Raw genomic sequence first — 25,523 nt, forward strand, 5'->3', positions numbered from 1 at the left:
GACCGCCGATTCTCGGCGCGAAGTGCTCGCCCTGCCCTCCGGATGCATTTGTTTTCGTCTTCGCTGAAGGCGCTGGTGAAGCGCCCCGCTTTTCACCGCGTATTCGCGGTCAGAACGCGTAGCTCAACGTCGCGACCGCGTTGCGCGGCGTGCCGAAGTAGGCCTGGCCGTCGATGTTGCTGTAGTACTTCTTGTCGAAGATGTTTTCGATGTTCAGTTGCAGCGCCAGCTTGGGCGTGAAGGCGTAGCGCGCCATCAGGCTCACGACCGCGCGCGAGCCTTGCTGGTAGCGCAGGTCGAGGTCGCCCACGCTGTATGCGTAGTACGCGCGGTTCTGCCAGTTGATGCCGCCGCCCAGCGTGAGCCGGTGCCATTCGCCGGGCAGCCGGTAGGTGGTGAACAGCGTGGCCTGCGTGGTCGGCATGGTGGTGTTGATGCGGTCGCCGTTGCCTTGGCGGCCGAGCGTGCGCGCAATGCCCGCGTTCAGTTGCCAGCCCGGGGCCAGTTCGCCCGACACCTGCAGCTCGATGCCCTTGCTGGTCACGCCGCGCGCGCCGTAGTAGGCGCCTTCGGTCGAGTTGGGCACGAGCCTGGTGCCGTCGCGCTGCGCCACGTTTTCCTGCTCGGCGCGGAAGACGGCGATCGAGGTGTTCAGCTTGCCGTTCAGGTGCTCGCCCTTGAGGCCGATCTCGTAGCTCTTGCCGGTCACGGGGTCGAGGTACGAACCGGTGGCGTCGCGGTAGTTCTGCGGCTGGAAGATGTCGGTGTAGCTCCCGTACACCGAGTAGTTCTGGCCCAGGTCGTACACCAGGCCCGCGTAGGGCGTGAACACCTCGTGCTTGCGCGTGGCCGGGGCGTCGGCGGTCAGGCGCGTGGAGCGCCAGCTGTTCTGCCGGCCACCCACGATGAGCTTGAGCGAATCGGCCAGCGACAGGCGCGCGGCGCCGTAGTAGCCGGTCTGGCGCGTCTTGGTGATGCCCGACACCTTGAGCGGCTCCCACGCCGGTTCGGCGAACGAGCCGTCCCAGGCGTAGAAGTTGCCGGTGCTGGGCAGTGCGCTGGTGCGCGGATGGTTGGCCTCCACGTAGCGCGACTGGCTGTTGGTGACACCCACCACGAGTTCGTGCGTGCGGCCCAGCAGCGTGAAGGGGCCGGTGGCCTGCAGGTCGAGGCTGTTCTGGCGGAACTCGTGCTCGAAGTAGCCGGGCAGCGTGCCCAGGCCACGGCCGGTGAAGCGGTCCAGGCCGCCGAAGAGGTACAGCAGCTTGGCGTTCTGCTGGCTGTCGCGGTGCGAGGCGTTGGCCTTGAGCTTCCAGCCGTTGTCGAACTGGTGCGTGAGGTTCGCGAAGGCCGTGGTGGTGGTCGTGTCCCAGTGCGTCCATCGCGTGCCGACGGACTTGGGGCGGTTCCAGTTCGTGGCCGTGCCGTCGCTGAAGGTCAGCGGCAGGCCGCCCCAGGTCGACGAGGTGGGCCGGGTCGCCTGCGACTCGATGCCCACGCTCAGCGTGGTGCTCGGCGAGAGGTCGGCGTCGACCACGCCGTACAACACGTGCTTGCGGCCGTGGTACATGTCGATGAAGGAGTCGCGGTCTTCCGTCATGCCGATGATGCGGGCGCGCACGCGGCCGTCTTTCGTGACGGGCGTCTGCAGGTCGACGGTGCCGCGGCGCAGGTTCCACGAGCCCAGCGCGAGCGACGCGCTGCCGGCGAACACCTTGCTGTCGGCGTGCTTGCGCACCAGGTTCACCGAGGCCGACGGGTTGCCAGCGCCGGTGAGCAGCCCGGTCGAGCCGCGCACGACCTCGATGCGGTCATACAGCACTGGATCGTTGGTGGAGGCGCCGAAGAAGTCGGTGGTGACCGTGGTCGGCACGCCGTCGTACTGGTAGTTGTCGATGTAGAAACCGCGCGCGTACAGGTCGGTGCGGTCGCTGTCGGAGCTCACCGCGAACACGCCGGGCACGCTCTGCATGGCCTGGCCGAGCGACAGCAGGTTCTGGTCCTCGATCTGCTGGCGTGTGATCACGGTGACCGACTGCGGTGTCTCGCGCGGCGACAGCGCCAGCCCGGTGGCTGCCGCCGTGGCGCGCGTGGCGTAAGCGCCCGTGCCTTCGGTGGTGCCGCTGCGGTCGGCCTCGGCCGTGACGGTGACGGGCGCGAGCGTGTCGATGCCCACGGCCCCGGCGGCGGGCGCGCCGGCCTCGCGGCGGTTCAGCGTGTAGCTGCCGTCGGTGCGCGCGACCACCTGCAGGCCGCTGCCCGCGAGCAGGCGCTCGATGGCTTCGCGCGCGGTGTAGCGGCCCGAAATCGCCGGGCTGCTGCGCCCCTGCGTCAGCGCCGGGTCGAACGACAGCGCAATGCCGTTGCCGGCCGCGAAGGTGGCGAGCGTGCGGCCGAGCGGGCCGGCGGGAATGTCGTAGGCACGGGACGCGGCGGCGTCGAGTGAAGGCGACGACGGCGACGCCTGCGCGAAGGCTGGCCCTCCCGCACCGGCCAGGCCGCCGAGGGCGAGCGCCATCAGGGCATGGCGAAGGACGGTGTTCAGGCGGCGCTCTGCGAACGGGCGCAAGGCGGGCGGGCGGGATACGGACATGGAAACGGGCCTTTCGGTTGGGCAACGACAGTGGGTTCTTCACCCTCCTTGCCAGCCGAAACGAAAAAAAGTCTCACCCCCGGGTCGAAATATTTTTCGAGGCGCCGGTCGCGCCTTCTTCTTCTGCCACACGCGGCACGAGCGTGACCCAATAGCCGCGCAGCCGCGTGGCCGCGTCCACCGGATAGGTCGACACCAGCATGCGCAGCACGCCGTCGGTGTCGGCGAGCGGAAAGGCGCCCGAGATGCGCAGGTCGGCAACGGCCGTGTCGCACTGCAGCAGGCCGGGGCGGTAGCGCGACAGCTCGGCGGCGAAGTCGGCCAGCCGCATGCCGTCGGCGAGCAGCATGCCCTGCGTCCAGGCCAGCACCGAGGCATCCGCTGGAGTGATGCTGTCGATGCCGTCGGCGGTGAATCGGGCCTGCTGCCCGGCCGGCAGCACGCGAGCGGCGGCGCGGTCGGGCGTGATGCGCACCGCGCCTTCGAGCACGGCGATGTGGGTAGCGCCGCCCGCTTCTTCCTTGCGCACGCTGAAGCGCGTGCCCAAGGCTTCCAGCGTGCCGCCGGCGATGGCCACGCGGAACGGGCGGTGCACGCCGGCGGGGTCCGGGCGCGGTGGCAATGAAGATCTCGCCCGCGCGCAGCATCACGAGGCGCTGCGTGCCGTCGAAGTGCACGTCGATCGCGCTGGCGGTGTTGAGCGTGAGGCGGCTGCCGTCCGCCAGCCGCAGGTCGCGGCGCTCGCCGGTGCCGGTGCGGTGCCCGGCCATCCAGCCGCGTTCGCCCGCCATCTCGATTGCCTGCCAGCCGAGCCAGCCGGCGGGCACGGCCGCCAGCAGCGCGGCGAGCCGGCCGAGGGTGGCGCGGCGGCTGTTCGCGTTGCCGCGCGCGGGCCGCGCGAGCGAAGACATGGCCAGCGCCGGCGGCAGGCCGCCGAGCTTGTTCATCAGCAGCTCGGCGCGTGCCCAGGCGCGGGCGTGGTCGGGATGGCTCTGGCGCCAGCGCTCGCAGGCGCGGCGGTCTTCGTCGGTGACGGCGCTGTCGTGCAGCCGCATCAGCCATTCGGCAGCCTCGTCGAGCACGCGCGGGGCAAGCGTTGATGTCTCGAACTTCAGCGCGCTCATCGGAATGCCTTAGTGCTTCGCACTCCGGCGCGAGCTTGCTTGGGGCGGCCCGGTGCGGCGCTCATTCCATCACCGCCAGGCAGCCCCGGAAGCCCTGCTGCATGTACCGCTTGACGGTGACGAGCGACACGCCCAGCTCACGGGCGATGTCCTCGTACTTCATGCCGTCGAGCTGCGACAGCAGGAAGGCCCGGCGCGCGAGCGGCTTGAGGGTGTCGAGCATGGCGTCGATCTCGTGCAGCGTCTGCAGGATCACCAGCCGCTGCTCGGGCGACGGCGCCTCGGGCTCGGGCATCGCGGCCAGCGCCTCGAGGTAGGCGCGCTCCAGCGCCTGGCGCTGGTACCAGTTCACCAGGATGTTCTTGGCCACGCTCGTGAGGTAGGCGCGCGGCTGCGCTATGTGCTCGGGGTTGCGCGCCGTCAGCAGCCGCGCAAAGGTGTCCTGCGCCAGATCGGCCGCATCACACGAGTTGCCGAGCTTCTTGCGCAGCCACGACTGGAGCCAGCCGTGGTGGTGGCTGTAGAGGGTGTGGACTTGCTGGAAGGCGGCTTCGGCAACGGGCATGGCAGGCGGCACGGGGGCGGAAGTTCCGCCTATAAATAAGAATTATTCTCATTTTAAGCAAAAAGTCCGCGTTACCGGCCTCCCCCCGCCTCATCCGCCCGTGTTCAAGCCGCCGGTTGCTCGGCTTCCTGCAGCAACCGCCACATCACCTTGCCGCTGCCGCTCTTGGGCAGCACATCCACGAACTGCACCTTGCGCGGGATCTTGTAGACCGCCATGTTCTCGCGGCACCAGTCGATGATCTCCTGCTCGGTCGTGTCCATGTGCGTCGCGCGCAGCACCACCACCGCCTTGACCGATTCGCCGCGGTATTCGTCCTTGGTCGAGATGACGCAGGCCTCCTGGATCGCGGGGTGGCGGAACATCAGGAGCTCGACCTCGGCCGGCCACACCTTGAAGCCGCTGGCGTTGATCATTCGCTTCAGGCGGTCGGTGATGAAGAAGTAGCCGTCCTCGTCCATGCGGCCCATGTCGCCCGAGCGGAAGAAGCGCTTGCCCTCGAAATCGACGAAGGCGGCGGCCGTGGCATCGGGCCGCTTCCAGTAGCCCTGGAACACCTCGGGCCCGTGGATGATGATTTCGCCCGATTCGCCGATGGGCATTTCCTTGAGCGTGTCGGGATCGACCACGCGCGCGTCGGTGCTCATGAACGGAATGCCCAGGCACTGCTGCTTGGGATGGTCCGACGGGTTGGTGTGCGAGGGCGCGGCGGTCTCGGTGAGGCCGTAGCCCTCCTGGTACTTGAGGCCGTACTGCTCGAACAGCCGCTGCGCCACCGCCTGCGGCATCGCGGCACCGCCGCCGCCGATGTAGCTCAGACTCGACATGTCGTAGTTCGCGAAGTTCGGGCTGGCCATGAGGTCGATGACCATGGTGGGGATGTTGGTCCAGCTCGTGACCTTCCAGCGCGAGATCAACCGGCCCGCCACGTCGCGGTCCCAGCGCGGCATGATGACCAGCGTGGCCGCCGCGAGGATGGCGGTGTGCATCATGCTCACCACGCCCGTGATGTGGAACATGGGCACCACCGCGAGCACCACCGCTTCGGACGAGGCCTGGCTCCAGAGCTGGCCCGACACCGCGTTGTGCATCAGGCTCGAATGGTGGTGCACGCAGCCCTTGGGCAGGCCCGTGGTGCCGCTGGTGTAGGGCAGGAGCGCCATGTCGTTGGCGCCCACCGCATGCGCCGGCGCCGGATGGCCGGCGTCGAGCGCATCGGTCCACGCGATCGCCTTGCCGTTCGCCAGCGATGGCAGCGGATGGCGCGTGCCGAGCCAGTCGGCCCAGGCCGGCGCGGGCGCGTCGTCGCCGGTCACGCCGGCGTCGAAGGCGTCGGTGAACTGGGTCACGACGATATGCGAGAGCTGCTGTTCGGGCGGCAGCGCGTTGCTGGCCTTGGCCAGTTCGCCCGCGAGGTCGCCGGTGGTCAGCGCCACCTTGGCGTCGGGGTCGACGATGTAGTGCTTGAGCTCCTCGGCCCGGTTCATCGGGTTGACGGGCACCACCACCGCGTTGGCGCGCAGGATCGCGAAATGCGCGATCACCAGTTGCGGGCAGTTCTGCATGTTCAGCACCACCCGGTCGCCGCGCTGCACGCCCAGCGCATGCAGCGTGCCGGCCAGCCGCTCGACCTGGTCGGCAAGCTCGCGATAGCTCAGCACGCGGCCGAAGAACACCAGCGCCGCCTTGTCGGGATAGCGCGCGGCCGAGGTGGCGAGGTTGTGCCACAGCGACGTGGCGGGAACGGTGATCGAATGCGGGAGGCGCTTGGGCCAGAACTTGTGGTGCGGGCGTGTTTGCTGCTGCATGGTGGGAAGAGAACGGGCGAAAAAAGGGAAATGAGTGCCGGAGGCACGCCAGCCTAAGCCGCGCGGCCCCTGCCGCCCAATGGGGGAAGCCCCCGGACCGTCACCTAGGCGACGCCTGTTTTTCTGACACCGATGGCGCGCACACATGCGCCGTGCGACTACAGACAGCGGCAGCTTTCCGCGGGAAGCTGCGGCTTCCGTCTTCACCACCTCTCTTCACCACCTCACCACCACCCGACCGAAGGACCACGACCATGGCAGCAGACAAGCACGCAAGCGTTCACTGGGAAGGCGCCGGCAAGACCGGCAAGGGCCAGATCAGCACCGAGACCGGCGCCCTGAAGGACTACCCCTACGGCTTCGCGAGCCGCTTCGAGGACGACAAGCGCGGCACCAACCCCGAGGAGATCGTCGGCGCGGCCCATGCGGCCTGCTTCACGATGGCCTTCGCCTTCGCGCTGGAAGCGCAGGGCCTGACCGCGACGCGCATCGACACCAAGGCGGCCGTGCGCCTGGCCAAGGATGGCGCCGGCTTCAAGATCGACCGCATCCAGCTCGAGCTGGACGCCGCCGTGCCCAATCTGGACGAAGCGAAGTTCCAGGAAATCGCGGCCGCCGCCAAGGCCGGCTGCCCGCTCTCGAAGGCGCTCGCAAGCGTGCCCGAGATCACGCTGAAGGCCACGCTGGCGAGCTGACAGCGCTGCTTATGATCGTCTCCACAAAAAAGGAGACGGATCATGAACAAGCCCACCCAGACCGCACTGGCGGTCCTTTCTTTGGCTCTCGGCACGGTCGGCACCACGGCGGCGATGGCCGCCTACCCCGACAAGCCGATCAAGGTCGTCATCGGCTTCCCGGCGGGCGGCCCGCTCGACCAGCACGCGCGCCTGCTCACCGACAAGCTGCAGGCCGTGCTCGGCCAGCCGCTGATCGTCGACTACAAGCCCGGGGCGGGCGGATCGGTCGGTGCCGATGCGGTCGCCAAGAGCCCGGCCGACGGCTACACGCTGATGCTGGCCAACACCGGCGTGGCGGTGATCAACGGGGCGCTCTACAGCAAGCTGCCCTACAACACGCAGCGCGACTTCGTGCCGATCGCGCGCACGGCGATGCAGCCGCTGGCGCTGCTGGTCACGCCCAAGCTGCCGGTGCAGAACTTGAAGCAATTCATCGACTACGCCAAGGCGCGGCCGGGCCAAGTCAACTACGGCTCGGCGGGCAACGGCGGCATCAGCCACCTGGTGCCCGAGATGTTCAAGACCGCGACGGGCATCTTCATGGTGCACATCCCTTATCGCGGCAGTGCCCCGGCCTTCACCGATTTGATGGGCGGGCAGGTGCAGTTCATGGCCGAGTCGATTCCGCAGGCGGCCAACTATCACAAGCAGGGCAAGGTGCGCGCGCTGGCCGTGACCAGCCGCGAGCGCAACCCCGCGCTGCCTGACGTGCCGACGGTCATCGAATCGGGCGTCAAGGGCTTCGAGGTGGTCGGCTTCTACGGATTCCTCGCGCCGAAGGACACGCCGAAAGACGTGGTCGCCAAACTGAGCGACGCGTTCCGGCAGGTGCTGACCAGCCCCGAGGTGCGCGATCGCATGGTGAGCCAGGGCGCGGACCCGGCCTACCTCGGCAGCGAAGACTTCGCGCGCTTCCTGGCGACGGAAACGCCGCGTTGGGACAAGGCGGTGAAGGCGTCGGGCGCGCGGATGGACTGAACCGCGCCAGTGTTCAACGCAGCGCGGCCGCGTGCCGCTCGAGTTGCGCGCGGCTCAGCAGTTCGATGCTGCGGTAGCGCACGCGCAGCGTGCCGTCTTCCTCCCAGAGCTTGAGTTGCCGGTTCACGCTCTGGCGCGACACGCCGAGCATGAACGAGAGGTCTTCCTGCGACACGCCGAGCGTGGTGCCGCCGCTCGCATCGCCCGGCACGGCGGCGCGCGCGTCCAGCGTCAGCAGCCGATGCGCAAGCCGCACGGGCAGCGGCATCAGGATCACGTCGTCGATCCACGCGAGCGCCTGCCGCAGCCGCAGGCACACCAGCCGCGTGAAGGCCATGTGCACATCGGGGTGGTCGGCAATCAGCCGATGGAAGTCGGCCGCGGCCACCACGGCCATCTCGGTGACGTCGACCGCGAAGGTGTCGTAGACGCGCTCGCGCCCCACCAGCAGCGACACCTCGCCGAACCAGTGCCCCGGTTCGAGCATCGCGATCACCGCTTCGCGCCCGCCCGGCGCGACCACGCTCACCCGCAGCGATCCGCTCACCACGCCGAACAGTGCGTCGGGCGACGAGCCCTTGTGAAACAGCGACTCCCCGCGCGCCAGCGTGCGCCGATGCGCCACGGCGAGCAGGCGCTCCTGCACGTCTTCGGCCAGCCGCATGTCGTTGCCTTGCGGCGGTGACGGCGCCGCCTGGGCTTCGGTGGCGGGTGATGAAGGGGGCGTGCGTGGCATCGCGGGTTTGTCCGGGGTGGCGAATGCCAACACCGGACAGTCTTGGTGCATGGGGCTGCCGATAGTACGCAGCGAGCCCGGGCCGGCGCAATCGCAGCAACCCGATGTCACCTGTCACATGGAGCACACCCCGATGAACAACCAGACGCAACTCACCGCACTTCAAGCCCGCCGCGAGCGCATCGTGCTCGACCACTTCGCCGACGAAACCCGGCAGGACTTCGATGCCGTGCTCGGCACCTTCCCGCATCCGCACTACGAGCTGATCCCGAGCGGCGAGGTGCACGACGGCAACGACGACGTGCGCCAGTACTACGCCGAGACGCGCCGCGCCTTCCCCGACCAGCGCCACGAGATCATCCAGCTGCGGCACGCCGACGATTCGGTGATCGTGGAGTTCTGGCTGCTGGGCACGCACCGCGGGCCGCTGAAGGGCATTCCGCCGACGGGCAATGCCTTCCGCTGCCGCATGAACGCCTTCTTCATCTTCGAGGGCGACACGCTGGTCTGCGAGCGCGTGTACTTCGACACGCTGACGATGCTGCGGCAGTTGCTGGTCGGCGTGCCGCCGGAGATGGTCGGCGCGCTGGTGGCCGGGCTGCTCGGCCAGCCGGCCGCAGCGCCCAAGGCCGAGGCTGCCGTCGCATGACCACCGCGCGGCCGCTCGAAGGCCGTCACGCCGTCATCACCGGCGGCGCGCGCGGCATCGGCCTTGCGATTGCGCGGCGCTGCATGGCGAATGGCGCGAGCGTGACGCTGTGGGATGTCGAAGCCGAGGCGCTGGCCGAAGCGGTGCGGCAGCTCGCACCGCTGGGCACCGCGGCCTCGGCGCTCGTGGATGTGCGCGACGAAGGCCAGATCGCACGCGCGGCCTCGGAGGCGCAGGAAGGCTTCGGCGGCATCGACATCCTCGTCAACAACGCGGGCGTGCTCGGGCCGACGGTGTCCGCGTGGGAGCACACGCCCGCGCAATGGCGCAACGTGCTGGACATCAATCTCACCGGCGCATGGCTCTGTTGCCGCGCCATCGTGCCGGTGATGCTGGCAAGGCAGCGGGGGCGCATCGTCAACATCGCCTCGGTGGCGGGCAAGGAAGGCAACGGATTCAACGCGGCGTATTCGGCCTCCAAGGCAGGGCTGATCTCGCTGACGAAGTCGCTGGGCAAGGAGCTCGCGTTGTCTGGCGTGCTGGTGAACTGCATCACGCCGTCGGCGGCCGATACGGCTGTGTTCGCTGGGGTGCCTGTCGAGCATCGCGAGCAGTTGCGAAACGCTTTGCTTGCGCGTGTGCCGATGGGGCGGTTTGTCGAGGTCGATGAAGTGGCTGCGATGGCTGCCTGGCTGGCTTCGGACGACTGCTCTTTCAGTACGGGGGCTGTGTTCGATGTCTCGGGTGGGCGGTCCGTGTATTGAAGCCCTTCAGGGCGTGTACGCAGGCCACCGGGTACTCCCCTCCGCGAATGTCCCCCGGGCTTCGCCCTCCTCCTTGATTTCGCTGCGGGGAGCACCCGATGCCCTGCGTACACCAGGCGCTGTTGTTGTGCCGGCCGGTCGACGAACCGCATCGAATCGAAAACAAGTCCTCAATTTTCAGGAGACGACCATGATCCGAGATCCAGAACCCACCGGGTTCGCGCAACTGGCGCACTTCGACGGCGCGCGCAGCGCGGCGATGCCGCAAGACCGCTTGCGCGCCATCCGTCATGGGGCCTCGGCGCTACGCGAGCAACTGCTCGATGCGCCGCCGGTGCGCTTTGCACGCAGCTTCAATCTGCTGCGCATTCCGTATCCGGCGTGGTTCGCCTTCACCGGCGTGTATTCGCAGCAACTGCTCAAGCCGCACATGGTTCATCTGCTGGCGCGCACGGTGCTGATCCAGTACGACGACTTCGAAGGGCGCCTGCGCACGCTGCTGTTCACGCCGGCCGACTTCGAGGTGGGCAACGAGACGCCCTACTTCAAGCGGCTGAGCGAGCAGACGCCGAAGTTCCTGCACAAGACCATCGCGCCGGTCTACCAGACGGTGCCGCAGGCACTGGCGAGCTGCGGCGTGGCGCCCGAGCAGATCGACTACATCACCTACGACCACCTGCACACGCAGGATGTGCGCCGCTGGCTCGGCGGCGCGGATGCGCCCGGGCTGCTGCCGAACGCGAAGCTGCTGGTGCACCGGCAGGAACTTGCGAACGTGCAGGGCCTGCTGCCGGTGCAGGCCGAGTGGTACTGCCCGCATGGGCTCGATGGGGTGCTGGCCGAGCGCATCGTCGCTTTCGACGGCAGCATCCAGCTCGGCCGGGGGCTTGCGCTGGTGCACACGCCGGGGCACACCGAAGGGAACCATTCGCTGGTCTATCGCGCCGTCGACGGCCTGCGGGTGAGCAGCGAGAACGGCGTGGCGGCCGACAGCTGGGCGCCGCTGCAGTCGCGCCACAACGGCATCCGCCGCTATGCGCAGGCGACCGGCACGGAGGTGATCCTCAACGGCAACACGCAGGAGAGCAGCAACGACCAGTACCTGTCGATGGTGCTGGAGAAGACGCTCGCGGGCACTTCGTCGTCGCATGGCTTCAGCAACGTGGTGCCGTCCAGCGAATGCTCGCCGCACTGGCTTTTTCCGGGGGCGCCGACGAGTCACCTCTGGGGCGAGACGAGCTTTGGCGCGCTGGCCCGGCCCTGAGAAAAAAGAAGAAGGAGACACACCCATGAACACCGCCACCCTCGACGCCACCGATGCGCGCACGCCCGCCTCGGCCGATGCGCGCGACGACGCCGCGCTTTTCCGCAAGATCACCTGGCGGCTGATGCCGCTGCTGTGCGCCTGCTACGTGCTGAACTACCTGGACCGCACCAACGTCGGCTATGCGCAGTTGCAGATGAAGGACCAGCTGGGTTTCAGCGACGCGGTGTTCGGCCTGGGGGCCGGCATCTTCTTCATCGGCTATGCGGTGTTCGAGATTCCGAGCAACCTGATGCTCGCGAAGATCGGCGTGCGCGCGACGCTGCTGCGGATCATGGGCCTGTGGGGCCTGGCGTCGGCGGCCATGATGTTTGCGACGACGCCCACGCAGTTCTATGTGCTGCGCTTCCTGATCGGCGTGTTCGAGGCGGGCTTCGCGCCCGGCGTGCTGTTCTACCTGACGCTGTGGTTCCCCTCGCACCGCCGCGCGCAGGCAACCGCGCTCTTCTTCATGGCCTTCGGCGCGGCGCCGATCGTCGCGGGGCCCATCGCCGGGCTCACGATGACCTACCTCGACGGCGTGCTCGCGCTGCGTGGCTGGCAGTGGCTGTTTCTGCTCGAAGGGCTGCCGAGCGTGCTTCTGGGCATTGCGGCCTTCCGCTGGCTCTCGAACAGCCCGTCGCAGGCGCCCTGGCTCACGGCCACCGAGAAGCAACGCGTGGCGCGCCTGCTGGCCGAGGACCAGGCCGCGTACGGAGCCGCCGAGCGGCACACCTTCGGTGCGGCGATGCGCGACGGGCGCGTCTGGCTGATCGGCTTCATGTCGTTCCTGATCATCCTGGGCATCTATGCGCTGTCGTTCTGGCAGCCGACCATCCTGAAGTCGATGGGGCTGAGCGTGCTGCAGATCGGCTTCTATTCGGTCATTCCGGCGGTCGCGGGCATCGCGGCCAACATCGTGGTCGGGCGGCACTCCGACCGGAAAGAAGGAACGGCGCTGGCACTTCGCCATCGGTGCGCTGGTGGGTGCGGCGGGCCTCGCGCTGACCACGCTCTTCATGCAGAGCCCGTTCGCGGCCGTGCTGTGCCTGGCGCTGGCGTCGATGGGCATCTCGAGCGCGTTCACCGTGCTGTGGGCCATTCCTGGCAACTTCATGTCCAGGAGCGCCGCGGCCGCGGGCATCGCGCTCATCAGCACCATCGGCGGCAGCGCGGGGCTGGTCGCACCGATGATGGTCGGCGCGCTCAAGACGCTGACCGGTGGCTTCACGGCCAGCCTGTATGTACTGAGCGGGGCGCTGGTGCTGTCGGCACTGCTCATGCTGCTGGTCCTGCCCGCGAGCGCACTGGCCAAGCGGTAGCGCGCACGCGGCGCTCGCGCCGCACCAGCGGCGCACGGCACCGATCCATTTCGGTGCACAGATCTTGCATACCAGTTGGCACAAAAGCTGCTGGTATGCAGGCGAATGTCTACATCCGCATCCGAAATCAGTGCACGCATCGTCGAAGCGGTGATGGCGCAGAAGCTCGCGCCGGGTTCGCGCCTGGGCGAGCAGCAACTGGCCATGCTCTTCGACTGCAGCCGCACCATCGTGCGCGAGGCCCTCACCCGGCTGGCGGCGCGCGGCATCGTCACCGTGAGCGCGCGGCGCGGCTGGTTCGTGATCGAGCCCTCGCAGGAAGAAGCGCGCGAAGCCTTCGAGGCGCGGCGCGTCATCGAACTGGGCCTTATCCGCAGCGCAGGCACCACCGGCAAGCTCGACAAGCCAGCCCTGCGCCAACTGAAGGCGCACCTTCAGCGTGAAAAGGCCGCACTGAAAGAGAGCGATGTCGGCAACCGCAGCTTCTTGCTCGGCGACTTCCATGTGTGCCTGGCCGAGTGCCTGGGCAACACGCTCCTGGCCGACACGCTGCGCGACTTCACCGCGCGCACCACATTGATCGCCATGCTCTACCAGAGCACGCACGACGCGGTGCAGTCGTGCGAAGACCACGTGCAGATCGTCGCGGCGCTGGAGCGCGGCGACCATGCCGCCGCCGAGGCGCTGATGGCCACGCACATCGGCACGGTGCAGTCGGCGCTGCGCGTGCAGGCGCCGACCGATCCGCTCGCCCAGTTGCGCGATGCGCTGGCACCGCTGCAGAACACGGCTTCGACGAAACCCAAGCGCCGCAAGCCCTCGCCTTCCACCAACGACCCCGATTCATCGACTTACCTAGGAGCCCTGCTATGACTTTCTCTGCATCGAAACGCCACCTCGCCCTCGCGTTCGCTTCCGTCGCCCTGCTGGCCACGGCCGGCGGCGCGCACGCCCAGAACGCGCTGGACAACGTGCTCAAGGCCAAGACCATCAAGATCGCCGTGCCGACCGACTACCCGCCCTACGGCTCGGTCGACAAGAACATGAAGCCGCAGGGCCTCGATGTGGAAATGGCCGAGCTCATCGCCACCAAACTGGGCGTGAAGATCGAACTGGTGCCCGTGACCAGCGCCAACCGCATTCCGTACCTGCAGACGCGCAAGGCCGACCTCGTGATCTCCACGCTCGGCAAGAACCCGGAGCGCGAGAAGGTGATCGAGTTCTCCTCGGCCTATGCGCCCTTCTTCCAGGCCGTGTACGCCGCCAAGAGCATGAAGCTCACCGCGTTTTCCGACATGGCCGGCAAGACCGTCGCCGTCACGCGCGGTGCGATGGAAGACCAGGAGCTGAACAAGGTAGCGCCGGCGAACGTCGACTACCGCCGCTTCGAGGACAACAACGCGACGATCGCGGCCTTCGTGGCCGGCCAGACGCAAACCCTTGCGACCAGCGCGGCTGTTGCTGGCGACATGCTCGCCAAGAATCCGAAGGTCAGCGCCGAATTCAAGCTGCTGCTGAAAGACAGCCCCTGCTTCGTGGGCGTCGCCAAGGGCGAAACCGCCTTGAAGACCAAGGTCAACGAGATCATTGCCGCCGCCAAGAAGGACGGCACGCTGGACGCCATGTCGAAGAAGTGGCTCGGCAAGGCCGCTGGCGACCTGCCGGTCTGATCGAGCCACGCGGCCATGAACATCGAGTTCGACTTTTGCGCGGTGCTCGCCGAATGGCCGCTGCTGCTGCGCGGCGTGGCGTGGACCATCGGCCTCACCGCCATCGGCACCGTGCTCGGCATGATCGTGGGCACGCTCTGCGCCTGGGCCCGCTCGGGCGGACCCGCGTGGCTGCGCGCGATCGTGGGCACCTATGTGGAGCTGATCCGCAACACGCCCTTCATCGTGCAGTTGTTCTTCATCTTCTTCGGGCTGCCGGCGGCGGGCGTGAAGCTCTCGCCCGAAGTGGCGTCGGTGATCGCGATGGTGATGAACCTGGGCGCGTATTCGACCGAGATCATCCGCGCGGGCATCGAGGCCACGCCCAAGGGGCAGATCGAAGCGGCCGTGAGCCTCGCGCTCAGCAAGTCGCAGGTGTTCCTGCGCGTCGTGCTGCCGCCTGCGCTCAAGAAGGTGTGGCCCTCGATGGTGAGCCAGATCATCATCGTGATGCTGGGCTCGGCGGTGTGCGGCCAGATCTCGACCGAGGAGTTGAGCTACGCGGCCAACCTGATCCAGAGCCGCAACTTCCGCGCGTTCGAGGCTTTCATCATCGCCACGCTGATCTATCTCGCGCTGTCGGTGGCGCTGCGGCGTTTGCTCAACTGGGCGGGGCCGAAGTTCTTCTTCGGCCGCTGAACGCACCACCGAAGGAAACCCATCGTCATGAGTGATTTTTCTCTGTGGGACATCCTGCGCAACCTGCTGATGGCGCTTCGCTGGACCGTCGTGCTCTCGCTGATCGCCTTCGTCGGCGGCGGCATCGTGGGCGGGCTGCTGCTGTTCCTGCGGCTGCGCGGCGGCAGGATCGCCGGCAAGGCCGTCGGTCTCTACGTGCAGCTCTTCCAGGGCACGCCGTTGCTGATGCAGCTGTTTCTCGCCTACTTCGGCATCGCGCTGTTCGGCATCGACGTGTCGGCGTGGACCGCCGCAAGCGTGGCGCTCACGCTCTACACCAGCGCCTTTCTCACTGAAATCTGGCGCGGCTGCGTGGCCTCGATCCCGAAGGGCCAATGGGAAGCCTCGGGCAGCCTCGCCTTGAGCTTCGGCGAGCAGATGCGCCATGTGATCCTGCCGCAGGCCGTGAAGATCGCGATCGCGCCGACCGTCGGATTTCTGGTGCAGGTGATCAAGGGCACGGCGCTCGCCTCGGTGATCGGCTTTGTCGAACTCACCAAGGCCGGCAGCATGATTTCGAACGCCACCTTCCAGCCCTTCGTGGTGTTCAGCTGCGTGGCGCTGCTTTACTTCGTGCTGTGCTTTCCCGTGAGCCTGTACGCCAAGAACCTCGAGAGGAAGACCCATGGCCGCCGTGCTTGACCAACCCCAGACCGAACCCGCGAGCACGTTTGCCGCGCCCATCGTGCGCATCACGGCGCTGCGCAAGTCCTACGGCACCAACGAAGTGCTGAAGGGCATCGACCTCGACGTGAAGCGCGGCGAGGTGATCGCCATCATCGGCAAGAGCGGCTCGGGCAAGAGCACGCTGCTTCGCTGCATCAACGGGCTCGAAGTGTTCCAGGAAGGCTCGCTCACCGTCGACAGCAAGCCGCTGCTGCACGAGAGCGCGATGGCCATGCGCGAGCTGCGCCAGCGCGTGGGGATGATCTTCCAGAGCTTCAATCTTTTTCCGCACCTCACGGTCGGCAAGAACGTGATGCTCGCGCCCACGCTGGTGAAGAAGCGCGGGTCGATGGAGGCCGCTTCGCAGGCGCGCAAGCTGCTCGACCGCGTGGGCCTCACCGAAAAGTTCGATGCCATGCCCGACCAGCTTTCGGGCGGCCAGCAGCAGCGCGTGGCGATCGCCCGCGCACTCGCGATGGAACCGGCCGTGCTGCTGTGCGACGAGATCACCTCGGCGCTCGACCCCGAACTGGTGGGCGAGGTGCTGCGCGTGGTGGAGTCGCTGGCCGACGAAGGCATGACGCTTTTGATGGTGACGCACGAGATGAGCTTCGCGCGCAAGGTGAGCGACCGGGTGATCTTCATGCACCAGGGGCGCGTGCACGAGATGGGGCCGCCGGCGGAGCTGTTCGGGAATCCGCAGACGGCGGAGTTGAGGCAGTTTCTTTCGTCGCTGCACGACTGAGGGTTTCGCCTCCGACTGTCCTCGGCTATCCTCGGTCCATGGCTTTTTTGCAGAACGCGTCGATTATTCGCACCATCGAAAAGATGGTGGGTTAGCGCGCGAACCGGCAGAGATTCACGCCATGCAACCCGCCCCACGAGGCGGGTTTCTTTTTGCCTCCTGGGGTCTTGATCCATCTCACAGGAGAAAAGAAATGACCCCCATGCTCCACATGGTCTGCGGCAAGATCGGCGCCGGCAAATCGACACTCACCCGGCGCCTGGCGGATGCACCCGCCACGGTGCTCATCAGCGAGGATGCGTGGCTTGCCGCGCTGTACCCCGGAGAGATCGTCGACCTGCCCGACTACGTGCGGACCTCAACCCGGCTCAAGCAGGTCATGGCGGAGCACGTCGTGGCGCTCCTGGCAGCCGGGGTGTCCGTGGTGCTCGACTTTCCTGCCAATACCGTAAGCAGCCGGGCCTGGGCGCGCGGCATCTTCGAGAAGGCGGGCGTGGCGCACCGGCTCCATTTCCTGGATGTGCCCGACGAGGTCTGCAAGGCTCGGCTTCGTGCGCGCAATGCAAGCGGCAAGCACCCGTTCGAGACGACCGATGCCGAGTTCGACCTCATCACCCGCCACTTCGTTGCGCCCTCGGAGGCGGAAGGCTTTCACGTGGTTCACGCCGCGCAAGCCTGATTAAGATCCGCCGCGATGCACATCGACCAAGCCCTCCCCGCCGAAGCGGCCACTGTCGCCGCAGTCCTGAGCGAAGCCGCCCAATGGCTCGCCACCGCAGGCCGCCCGCTGTGGTCGGCTGCCGATGTCGACATCGAACGCATCCAGCGCGACACCGATGCCGGCCGCTACTTCATCGCTCGCGAGAACGGCGACGTGGCCGGGGTCGTGCGGATCGACGTGGAAGACCCGTTCTTCTGGCCCGAGATCGAACCCGGAAGCTCCGCGTTCGTGCACAAGCTGGCCGTTCGCAGGTCGTGGGGCGGCAAGGGCGTGTCGACCGCCCTCCTGGCCTTCGCGCGCGAACGCACCCGCACCCTGGGCCGCCCTTACCTGCGCCTCGATTGCGTGGCCGACCGGCAGGCGTTGCGCACGCTGTACGAGGGCTTCGGCTTCGTGCTGCACAGCGTCATCCAGAAGGGAAACGGGTCTTTCGCCCGCTACGAATTGCGTACCGACGGCTCACCGTCCGACAGGCGGTAGCGCCGCGCCAGCGCTGGCGGGAACGCATCGGCCTGTGGCAAGCTCGGAATCCCTATGAACCTCCGCACTCCGTCCCCCACCTCCCGTCGCCGGATGCTGCAGGCGCTGCTCGGCACGGCCGCCCTGCAGGCCCCGTTCGCGGCGCTGGCCGGCTTCAACTTCTTCACCAGCGAATACACAGCGAGCCGCGATGAGCTGCAGGCGATGATCGCCAAGCGCTTTCCGGTGGCCGAGCGCTATGCCGAGATCTTCATGGTCGGGCTGCGCGATCCGCAACTGGGGCTGGATGCCGGCGCGAACCGCGCGGCGCTCACCGCCACGTTGACGATCGCAAGCCCCTTGCTGGCCGCGTCGCCGGTGCAGGGTGTCGTGTCGATGAGCAGCGCGCTGCGGTACGACGCGCCCACGCGCACCCTGCGGCTCGATCACCCGAAGTCCGAGCGCCTCGAACTGCAGGGCGTGGAGGGCCGCGATGCCGAGCGGCTGCAGAAGGTCGGCTCGATCGTCGCGCAGGAACTGCTGCAGGGCCAGGTGCTGCGCAGCTTCACCGCCGACGAACTCACCGTGGGCCGCAAGACCTACGAGATCGGTGACATCACCGTGCAAGACAACGGCATCAAGGTGCAGCTCAAATGAAATACCCCCTGCTCGTCGCCACGCTGCTGATTGCGGGCTGTGCCGCCATCGTTCCCACCGCGAAGCAGCACTTCGACCTGCAGGCCCACCGCGGCGGCCGCGGGCTCGCACCCGAGAACACGCTGGCCGCGTTCTCCAACGCGATCGACCTCGGCGTGACCACGCTCGAACTGGACATCGGCCTCACCGCCGACAACGTGGTCGTGATCTCGCACGACACCGCGCTCAACCCCGATCACACGCGCGATGCCAACGGCAACTGGCTCGCGGCGAAGAGCGGCGCCGCCGTGCGCTCGCTCACGCTGGCGCAATTGCAGACCTACGACGTGGGGCGCCTGAACCCTGCGAGCAACTACGGCAAGCAGTTCGCGCTGCAGCAGCCGCGCGACGGCGAGCGCATTCCGACACTCGCTTCGCTCTTCGCGATGGTGCAGGCACGCGGCGCCGCCGCAGGCACGGTGCGCTTCAACATCGAGACCAAGATCGATCCAAACAAGCCCGACGAAACCGCTGCGCCCGAGCCCATGGTGCGCGCGCTGCTCGCCGAAATCGACAGGGCGAAGATGGCTGATCGCGTGACCATCCAGAGCTTCGACTGGCGCACGCTGGCGCTGGTCGGCCAGCTCGCGCCGCAACTGCCGCGCGCTTACCTCAGCACGGCTCGCACGCTCAAGGACAGCCGCTGGACCGCGGGCCTCGATGCGGCCGGCTTCGCTTCGGTGCCGCAGTTGGTCCAGGCCGCTGCGGGCAGGAGCGCGGGGCCGGTGATCTGGTCGCCGGCCTATGCGGACCTGACGCCCGCCGTCATCAAGGAAGCGCAGAAGCTCGGCATGAAGGTGCTGCCCTGGACCGTGAACCAGCGCGCCGACATGCTGCGGCTGATGGACTGGGGCGCGGACGGGATCATCACGGACTACCCCGACGTGCTGCGCGACCTGATGCGCGAGCGCGGGCTGTCGATGCCGCCGTCGGGAAAGGCATCGTCATGAGCAGCGCGACACAGCAACTCGACGCCATCGCCGTACGCATCGCCGCGCTCGGCGGCGGCAGCGGATCGGTCACCGCGCTGTCGAACGAAGCCCGCGCCAGCACCGAACTGCTCGGCACCCTGCCGCCGCGCTATGGCGAGGTCTTGCTCAATCTGCTCGATCGCCTCGAATCGAGCGCGCTCTTCAGCGAGGAGAGCTGCTCCTTCAGCCAGAAGGACTTGCTGGACAACCTGCAGGTGTGGGTCGACAAGGCCCGCGGCCAACTGGTGTCTTAGGGCACCGGTTTATCATCCCGCCCCATGCGCACCTTGCTGCTCGCCCTCATGATCGCCCTGCTGCCCATCCGCGGCTGGCTCGGCGATGCGATGGCTGTGGAGATGGTGCGGCACTCGCTGCCGGCCGCATCGCTCGTCGCACAAGAGGCCTCCCCGGCCTCGGTGGCGGCGGAGGCGCACTGCCATGAAGCCATGGGCGCAGCCGACGACAGCGGCATGGACACCATGGCGCACCACCATGACGACGGCAACAGCAGCAGCGACCACGGCACCGACCACCAGGGCTGCGGCACCTGCACCGCCTGCCAGGTCTGCCACACGGTGGCGCTTGGCGGCATGCCTCTGGTCGATATTGCACACAGCGCGCCCCAGGCGCCACCGGCCGCCCACGCGGCCCGCTTCGCGAGCGCAGAGCCCGTCCTGGGCCTGAAGCCGCCCATTTCCTGATCTCCCTGCCCGTAGTCCGTCCGCGGTGAGCCTTTAACGGCTCTCGGCGTTGGTCGTATTGCTCATGGAGATCGAGCGTGAACCCCTTTGTCCGCCGGCAGCTTGCCGGCCCCCTTTGCTATCGAAGAAGTAGCAGTGCGCTGCTCAAGCGCACCGCCGCACTCGGCAGCGCTTTCGTGCTGGCCGGCTGCGCCAGTCTTTCGCCCGACGGCGGCGCTGCCGACGTGCAGGCGCTGGTCGGCAACAACCCGCTGATGGCGGGCAGCACCGCGCAACGCGTGCCCGACGAGGCCTCGCAGAAGAGCATCGACGCGCTGCTCGCCAAGCCGCTCGATGCCGAGGCGGCCGTGCGCATCGCGCTAGTCAACAGCCCGCGCGTGCAGGGCGCCTTTGCCACGCTGCAGATCAGCGATGCCGACCGCGTGCAGGCCGCGAGCCTGCCGAACCCTGTGCTCTCGTTCAGCCGCCTCGCGCAGGGCCGCGAGCGTGAGTTCGAGCGGATGCTGAGCTTCAACGTGATCGGGCTGGTCACGCTGCCGTGGCAGGCGCGCTGGGCCGGCCAGCGGCACGAAGCCGCCAAGCTGCAGGCCGCGCAAAGCGTGCTGTTGCTGGCCGCCGACACTCGCCGCGCCTGGGTGCGCGCGGTGTCGGCGCAGCAGAGCGTGGCGTACCTGCGCGATGCGAAAGAGGCAGCCGAAGCCGGCGCCGAGCTTGCGCACCGCATGGCCCAGGTCGGCAACTGGAGCGCGCTGCAGCGCACGCGCGAACAGTTGCTGCTGGCCGACGCGGCAGCGCAGCTCGCGCGCGCCGAGCAGACCGCCGTTGCCACGCGCGAGCAGCTCACGCGGCTGCTCGGCCTGAGCGGCGAGCGCACCAGCTACACGCTGCCTGATCGCCTGCCTCCGCTGCCGCAGTCAGCGCCCGACCTCGGCGACGTGCAGGCGCGCGCGTTGCGCGACCGGCTCGACGTGCGTTCGGCGCAGGCGCAGAACACGGCGATGGCCGATTCGCTTGGCCTCACGCACGCCACCCGCGTGATCAACGCGATGGAGATCGGTGCGGTGCGCAACACCACCTTCGAAAACGATGCCGACCGCTCGCGCTCGACCCAGCGCGGCTTCGAGCTCGACCTGCCGCTCCCGCTGTTCGACTGGGGCCAGGCCCGCACCGGTCGCGCCGAGGCGCAGTACATGCAGGCGGCCGCACGCGTGCGCGACGTGGGCGTGCTGGCCGCGAGCGAGGCGCGTGAAGCCTGGCAGGGCTGGAACACCGCCTACGCGCTGGCACGCCGCTACCGCGACGACGTGCTGCCGCTGCGCAAGAAGGTCAACGAGGAAATGGTGCTGCGCTACAACGGCATGCTCGCGAGCGTGTGGGAGCTGCTCGGCGAAACCCGCGCGAGCATGCTCGTGGTGAACGCGGGCATGGAGGCGCAGCGCGACTTCTGGCTCGCCGACACCGACCTGCAATTCGCGCTCACGGGCAGTTCGCCCGGTGGCATGACAGCACTGCAGACGGCCACGGCCGGCGATGCACCCGCAGCGGGAGGCCACTGACATGAACCGCCGCAACTTCTTCGCAGGCGCCGCCACGGCCGTCGCGGCCACCACGGTCAGCCGCGTCTCGATGGCCGCCTTGCCCGAACCCGTCACGCAAAGCTCCACCGCCACCGCGCCACCGCTCGCGCCGCCGAACGGCCGCCCCTACAACCCCGTCGTCACCCTCAACGGCTGGACGCTTCCCTGGCGCATGAACGCAGGCGTCAAGGAATTCCACCTCGTCGCCGAACCCGTCGTGCGCGAGATGGCGCCCGGCTTCAAGGTCAACATGTGGGGCTACAACGGCCAGTCGCCGGGGCCGACCATCGAGGTGGTCGAGGGCGACCGCGTGCGCATCTACGTGACCAACAAGCTGCCCGAGCACACGACCGTGCACTGGCACGGCCAGCGCCTGCCCAACGGCATGGATGGCGTGGGCGGCATCACGCAGCCGCACATTCCGCCGGGCAAGACCTTCGTCTACGAATTCACCGCGCGCCGCCCCGGCACCTTCATGTACCACCCGCATGCCGACGAGATGGTGCAGATGGCGATGGGGATGATGGGTTTCTGGGTCACGCACCCGAAGGAGAACCATCCGCTCATCGAGCCTGTGCAGCGCGACTTCTGCTTTTTGCTCGGCAGCTTCGACGTGGAGCCCGGGAGCGCCACGCCCAAGGTCAACACGATGACCGACTTCAACATCTGGAGCTTCAACAGCCGCGTGTTCCCGGGCATCGACACGCTCAATGTGCGCCGCGGCGACCGCGTGCGCATCCGTGTGGGCAATCTCACGATGACCAACCACCCGATCCACATCCACGGCCACGAGTTCGAGGTGACCGGCACCGACGGCGGCCCCGTGCCGCGCACCGCGCGCTGGCCCGAGGTGTCGGTGGACGTGGCGGTGGGCCAGATGCGACAGATGGAATTCATCGCCGACGAGGAAGGCGACTGGTCGCTGCACTGCCACAAGGCGCACCACACCATGGGACCGATGGGCCACGAGGTGCCGACCATGATCGGCGTGGACCACAAGGGCGTGGCCGAGAAGATAAAAAAGCTCGTGCCCGACTACATGGTGATGGGCGACAAGGGCATGGCCGACATGGGCGGCATGGAGATGCCGATTCCCGACAACACCATGCCGATGATGACCGGCGCGGGCCCCTTCGGATCGGCCGAGATGGGCGGCATGTTCACGCTGCTGAAGGTGCGGCGCGACCAGAAACCGGGGGACTACAGGGACCCGGGCTGGTTCAAGCACCCGGCCGGCACGGTGGCGCGCGAAGTGCCCGGTGCCGCCGTGCCGCCGGCCACGCGCAATGCGCCATCGCCAGGCGGCAGCAACAACACCGACGCGACTGTGCGCAGGCCCTCGGGCGCGCACAACAACCACTGACCTCATTCACTTTCATTCCGGAGTTCACCTCATGAACAAGACCTTCAAGTCCATCGCCCTGTGCCTCGCGCTCGCCGCCGCGGCAACCGCATCGCAGGCCCACGAGAACCACGCGCCGAAACCGAAGGGCACCGCCGCGCTCGCGCCCGAGCAAAAGCCTTGGGGCATCGAAGGCAAGTCCGGCGACGTGCGCCGCACCATCGACATCGCGATGGCCGACGACATGACCTTCACACCGTCGGTCATCGAAGTGCGCGAGGGCGACACCATCCGGCTGCGCCTGAAGAACAAGGGCAAGGAGCTGCACGAACTCGTGCTCGGCACCGAGTTGGAGATCGCGAACCACGCGGCCATGATGAAGAAGTTTCCGGGCATGGAACACGACGATCCGTGGATGGTGCACGTGCCCGCGGGCAAGACCGGCGAGATGGTCTGGACCTTCAACCGCGCTGGCGATTTCGACTTCGCCTGCCTCGTGAAAGACCACTTCGAACTGGGCATGGCCGGCCGCATCCGCGTGCTGGCCGCTGCGCCCAAGAAATCCTGAACGAATGAACGAACGAACCAAGGAGATCACCACCATGCAACGACGAACCCTCTTGAAGCGCGCGGCACCGCTATTTGCGCTCGCATCCACCCTGCCGCTCACGGCGCTGGCCGCAGCACCGATGGTCGAGATCTGGAAAGACCCGAACTGCGGCTGCTGCCAGGACTGGGTGAAGCATCTCAACAAGAACGGCTTTGCCACGAAGGTGCACGACGAAGGCAATACCGCCGCGCGCGCGCGGCTCGGCGTGCCCGCCAAGCTGGGCTCGTGCCACACGGGGCTCATCGGCGGATACGCCCTCGAGGGCCATGTGCCCGCACGCGAAGTGCAGCGCCTGCTGAAGGAAAAGCCCAAGGCCGTCGGCCTCGCGGTGCCCGGCATGCCGGTCGGCTCGCCCGGCATGGACGGTCCGGCCTACGGCGACCAGCGCGATCCGTATGACGTGCTGCTCGTGCTGGCCGATGGCAGCACGAGCGTCTATCAAAGCTATCGCTGAAGGAACACCATGACCATGAAGAAACTTCTCACCGCCCTCTCCGCCGCCCTTCTTGCTGCAGCCGCCTTCGCGCAGGCCGCGCTGCCCGCCGTCGAGGGCGAAGTCCGCAAGATCGACACCGAGACGAAGAAGATCACGCTCAAGCACGGCGACATCCCGAATCTCGAGATGACCGGCATGACGATGGTCTTTCGTGTGAAAGACCCCGAGCTGCTGGGCAAGGTGAAGCCGGGGGACAAGGTGCGCTTCACGGCCGACAAGGTCGATGGGGCGCTCACGGTGCTGTCGATCGAGCCGGAACCGGCTAGCTGAAGCGTCGCGGGTCGAATGGCGCCAGCGGCGTCTCGGGTTCGATCCCCGCCAGCAACTGCGCCGCCAGCCGCCCCGTACGCGCCGAGCCGCACAGTCCCACATGCCCATGGCCGAACGCGAGCACGATGTCCGCGCTTGCGGCCGAGGGCCCGATGCAGGGCAATCCGTCGGGCATGCTGGGGCGGCGGCCGAGCCAGTGGTTGAAGGTCTTGGCGCCGCCCCTTTCTGTTGTTGCAAGCGCGGGAAACATAGACAGCAGGTGGCGATGCAGGATCTCCGCGCGGCGCCAGTCGGGCTCTACGTCCAGTCCGCCGATCTCGACCTGGCCCGCTGCGCGCAGGCCGCCATCCATCCAGTGCGCGATGAGCTTTCCGTCGGCGACCATCACCGGCGTGCGCGGACCGACGGTCGCGCCTTCGATGACCACGTGGTAGCCACGTTCGGTATCGAGCGGCACCGGCGAACCGGCGGCCGCGGCCAGCGGGCCGGAATAGGCGCCGGCGCAGATGGCGGCTGCATCGCAGACGATCTCGCCATCGTTCGTGCGCACCGCACGCAACCGGCCGCCCTCGATGCGAAAGCCGATGGCGCGCCCGAATGTCCGCTCGGCTCCTGCATTCACCACATGCTGCGCCAGCGCCGCCACGTAAGTGCCCGGGTCGCGGCAGTGGCCGGCCTCGGGCACGAAGATGCCGAGCGTGTAGCGCGCATCCAGGTCGGGCTCGCGGCGGCGCAGCTCGTCGGCCGACCATTCCTCCCACTGCACGCCCACGCGTCCGCGCACGCGCCAGCCCAGCGCATCGTCTTCGAACTCGGCGCGCGAACGGTACGCATGCAACAACCCGCGCCGTTCAATGAGTTCCGGCACGCCGGCTTCGGCCGCGAGTTGCGCATGCAGTGCGGGCGCGTCCGCCAGCAGGGTGCGCAGTGCATCGGCGGTGCGCTGCACGCGCGCCTCGGTCCACCCCGAGATCAGGTAGCGCAGCAGCCACGGCAGCGCGCGCGGCAGGTAGCGCCAGCGCACCGCGAGCGGCCCGAGCGGGTCGGCCAGCCAGCCCGGCACCTTGCGCCAGGCACCCGGGAGCGCAGGCGGCACCACCGAGTGCGACGAGAGCCAGCCCGCGTTGCCGTAGCTTGTTGCGTGCGGGCCGCCGGGTGTCTCGGGTTCGAGGAGGGTCACGCGCAGCCCCGCGCGCAAGGCCTCGATGGCCGTGGCGCAACCCACCGCGCCCGCGCCGATGACCACCACGTGGCGGCGCTCATCGCCCCCGGAGGAGAAACTACTTCTTGCAACTGTCATGGC

General features: G+C 67.9%; 27 protein-coding genes and 2 pseudogenes. 22 read left to right on the forward strand and 7 right to left on the reverse strand.

Going from position 1 to position 25,523, the window contains the following annotated elements; genetic code table 11:
- Nucleotides 1-109: 109 nt before the first annotated feature.
- The 5 genes and pseudogenes from fhuE to QF040_RS13835 all read right to left on the reverse strand — a co-directional run bounded on the left by fhuE (nt 110) and on the right by QF040_RS13835 (nt 6,090).
- Complete coding sequence (gene fhuE / locus QF040_RS13815; protein ID WP_429611498.1) at nt 110-2,593, reverse strand: ferric-rhodotorulic acid/ferric-coprogen receptor FhuE; 2,484 nt, start codon at nt 2,591-2,593, stop codon at nt 110-112.
- A 73-nt stretch (nt 2,594-2,666) separates the two neighbouring features.
- Nucleotides 2,667-3,188: a FecR domain-containing protein gene (locus tag QF040_RS13820; RefSeq protein WP_429611499.1), complete on the reverse strand. Its 522-nt coding sequence runs from the start codon at nt 3,186-3,188 to the stop codon at nt 2,667-2,669.
- A gap of 61 nt (nt 3,189-3,249) precedes the next feature.
- A pseudogene (locus QF040_RS13825) lies at nt 3,250-3,717 on the reverse strand (DUF4880 domain-containing protein); the annotation flags it as partial.
- 61 nt (nt 3,718-3,778) lie between these two features.
- The gene (locus QF040_RS13830) at nt 3,779-4,282 is read right to left on the reverse strand and encodes a sigma-70 family RNA polymerase sigma factor (protein ID WP_429611500.1); all 504 of its coding nucleotides are present in this window, start codon (nt 4,280-4,282) and stop codon (nt 3,779-3,781) included.
- A gap of 104 nt (nt 4,283-4,386) precedes the next feature.
- Nucleotides 4,387-6,090, reverse strand: coding sequence for a long-chain fatty acid--CoA ligase (locus QF040_RS13835; RefSeq protein ID WP_429611501.1), 1,704 nt, complete (start codon nt 6,088-6,090; stop codon nt 4,387-4,389).
- A 254-nt stretch (nt 6,091-6,344) separates the two neighbouring features.
- Between QF040_RS13835 and QF040_RS13840 the strand changes: the two genes are divergently transcribed.
- Together QF040_RS13840 and QF040_RS13845 are read left to right on the forward strand one after the other, a co-directional pair.
- The gene (locus QF040_RS13840; RefSeq protein ID WP_307503949.1) at nt 6,345-6,785 is read left to right on the forward strand and encodes an OsmC family protein; all 441 of its coding nucleotides are present in this window, start codon (nt 6,345-6,347) and stop codon (nt 6,783-6,785) included.
- 42 nt (nt 6,786-6,827) lie between these two features.
- A complete protein-coding gene (locus QF040_RS13845; protein WP_429611502.1) occupies nt 6,828-7,805 on the forward strand; it encodes a Bug family tripartite tricarboxylate transporter substrate binding protein in 978 nt (325 codons plus the stop codon).
- Nucleotides 7,806-7,818: 13 nt separating this feature from the next.
- Here QF040_RS13845 and QF040_RS13850 read toward each other — a convergent pair whose 3' ends face one another.
- Entirely contained in the window at nt 7,819-8,541 is a 723-nt protein-coding gene (locus QF040_RS13850; RefSeq protein ID WP_429611503.1) for a Crp/Fnr family transcriptional regulator, read from the reverse strand.
- 133 nt (nt 8,542-8,674) lie between these two features.
- Here QF040_RS13850 and QF040_RS13855 point away from each other — a divergent pair, with 133 nt between their 5' ends.
- From QF040_RS13855 to QF040_RS13950, 20 genes and pseudogenes are all read left to right on the forward strand, one after another.
- Nucleotides 8,675-9,190: an ester cyclase gene (locus QF040_RS13855; RefSeq protein ID WP_429611504.1), complete on the forward strand. Its 516-nt coding sequence runs from the start codon at nt 8,675-8,677 to the stop codon at nt 9,188-9,190.
- Nucleotides 9,187-9,954 carry an SDR family NAD(P)-dependent oxidoreductase gene (locus QF040_RS13860; RefSeq protein ID WP_429611505.1) on the forward strand — a complete coding sequence of 256 codons (768 nt, stop codon included), beginning with the start codon at nt 9,187-9,189 and terminating at the stop codon, nt 9,952-9,954. The genes QF040_RS13855 and QF040_RS13860 overlap by 4 nt, the downstream gene beginning before the upstream one ends.
- A gap of 190 nt (nt 9,955-10,144) precedes the next feature.
- Complete coding sequence (locus QF040_RS13865; RefSeq protein WP_429611506.1) at nt 10,145-11,218, forward strand: hypothetical protein; 1,074 nt, start codon at nt 10,145-10,147, stop codon at nt 11,216-11,218.
- A gap of 25 nt (nt 11,219-11,243) precedes the next feature.
- Nucleotides 11,244-12,579 (forward strand): annotated as a pseudogene (locus QF040_RS13870) (MFS transporter).
- A gap of 105 nt (nt 12,580-12,684) precedes the next feature.
- Nucleotides 12,685-13,452, forward strand: coding sequence for a GntR family transcriptional regulator (locus QF040_RS13875; RefSeq protein ID WP_307503929.1), 768 nt, complete (start codon nt 12,685-12,687; stop codon nt 13,450-13,452).
- Nucleotides 13,449-14,249 (forward strand): transporter substrate-binding domain-containing protein, encoded by an 801-nt coding sequence (locus QF040_RS13880; protein WP_013542616.1) that lies wholly within the window; start codon nt 13,449-13,451, stop codon nt 14,247-14,249. Before QF040_RS13875 ends, QF040_RS13880 begins: the two co-directional genes overlap by 4 nt.
- A gap of 15 nt (nt 14,250-14,264) precedes the next feature.
- Nucleotides 14,265-14,927: an amino acid ABC transporter permease gene (locus QF040_RS13885; protein WP_307612092.1), complete on the forward strand. Its 663-nt coding sequence runs from the start codon at nt 14,265-14,267 to the stop codon at nt 14,925-14,927.
- Between the two features lie 27 nt (nt 14,928-14,954).
- On the forward strand, nt 14,955-15,608 hold the full coding sequence (locus QF040_RS13890; RefSeq protein WP_429611507.1) for an amino acid ABC transporter permease: 654 nt from the start codon (nt 14,955-14,957) through the stop codon (nt 15,606-15,608).
- Entirely contained in the window at nt 15,592-16,377 is a 786-nt protein-coding gene (locus QF040_RS13895) for an amino acid ABC transporter ATP-binding protein (protein ID WP_429611508.1), read from the forward strand. The genes QF040_RS13890 and QF040_RS13895 overlap by 17 nt, the downstream gene beginning before the upstream one ends.
- 193 nt (nt 16,378-16,570) lie before the next feature.
- Nucleotides 16,571-17,056, forward strand: coding sequence for an AAA family ATPase (locus QF040_RS13900; protein ID WP_429611509.1), 486 nt, complete (start codon nt 16,571-16,573; stop codon nt 17,054-17,056).
- Nucleotides 17,057-17,071: 15 nt separating this feature from the next.
- On the forward strand, nt 17,072-17,578 hold the full coding sequence (locus tag QF040_RS13905; protein ID WP_429611510.1) for a GNAT family N-acetyltransferase: 507 nt from the start codon (nt 17,072-17,074) through the stop codon (nt 17,576-17,578).
- Between the two features lie 54 nt (nt 17,579-17,632).
- Nucleotides 17,633-18,214 (forward strand): DUF1439 domain-containing protein, encoded by a 582-nt coding sequence (locus QF040_RS13910; RefSeq protein ID WP_429611511.1) that lies wholly within the window; start codon nt 17,633-17,635, stop codon nt 18,212-18,214.
- The gene (locus QF040_RS13915; protein ID WP_429611512.1) at nt 18,211-19,203 is read left to right on the forward strand and encodes a glycerophosphodiester phosphodiesterase; all 993 of its coding nucleotides are present in this window, start codon (nt 18,211-18,213) and stop codon (nt 19,201-19,203) included. The genes QF040_RS13910 and QF040_RS13915 overlap by 4 nt, the downstream gene beginning before the upstream one ends.
- Nucleotides 19,200-19,478 carry a hypothetical protein gene (locus QF040_RS13920; protein WP_307646715.1) on the forward strand — a complete coding sequence of 93 codons (279 nt, stop codon included), beginning with the start codon at nt 19,200-19,202 and terminating at the stop codon, nt 19,476-19,478. The genes QF040_RS13915 and QF040_RS13920 overlap by 4 nt, the downstream gene beginning before the upstream one ends.
- 24 nt (nt 19,479-19,502) lie before the next feature.
- Complete coding sequence (locus QF040_RS13925) at nt 19,503-19,925, forward strand: hypothetical protein (protein WP_429611513.1); 423 nt, start codon at nt 19,503-19,505, stop codon at nt 19,923-19,925.
- Nucleotides 19,926-20,002: 77 nt separating this feature from the next.
- On the forward strand, nt 20,003-21,481 hold the full coding sequence (locus QF040_RS13930) for a TolC family protein (protein ID WP_429611514.1): 1,479 nt from the start codon (nt 20,003-20,005) through the stop codon (nt 21,479-21,481).
- Between the two features lies 1 nt (nt 21,482).
- A complete protein-coding gene (locus QF040_RS13935) occupies nt 21,483-22,865 on the forward strand; it encodes a multicopper oxidase family protein (protein ID WP_429611515.1) in 1,383 nt (460 codons plus the stop codon).
- 31 nt (nt 22,866-22,896) lie between these two features.
- Nucleotides 22,897-23,412, forward strand: coding sequence for a cupredoxin domain-containing protein (locus QF040_RS13940; RefSeq protein WP_429611516.1), 516 nt, complete (start codon nt 22,897-22,899; stop codon nt 23,410-23,412).
- 34 nt (nt 23,413-23,446) lie between these two features.
- Nucleotides 23,447-23,908 (forward strand): DUF411 domain-containing protein, encoded by a 462-nt coding sequence (locus QF040_RS13945; RefSeq protein ID WP_429611517.1) that lies wholly within the window; start codon nt 23,447-23,449, stop codon nt 23,906-23,908.
- Between the two features lie 15 nt (nt 23,909-23,923).
- Nucleotides 23,924-24,220, forward strand: a complete 297-nt coding sequence (locus QF040_RS13950) for a copper-binding protein (RefSeq protein WP_429611518.1) — start codon at nt 23,924-23,926, stop codon at nt 24,218-24,220.
- Here QF040_RS13950 and QF040_RS13955 read toward each other — a convergent pair.
- On the reverse strand, nt 24,213-25,520 hold the full coding sequence (locus QF040_RS13955; RefSeq protein WP_429611519.1) for an NAD(P)/FAD-dependent oxidoreductase: 1,308 nt from the start codon (nt 25,518-25,520) through the stop codon (nt 24,213-24,215). The two genes, QF040_RS13950 and QF040_RS13955, sit on opposite strands and share 8 nt — an antisense overlap.
- Nucleotides 25,521-25,523: the final 3 nt, after the last annotated feature.

Source organism: Variovorax sp. W2I14 (genome assembly GCF_050435205.1).
In the GTDB taxonomy this organism is placed as follows: Bacteria; Pseudomonadota; Gammaproteobacteria; order Burkholderiales; family Burkholderiaceae_C; genus Variovorax; species Variovorax paradoxus_C.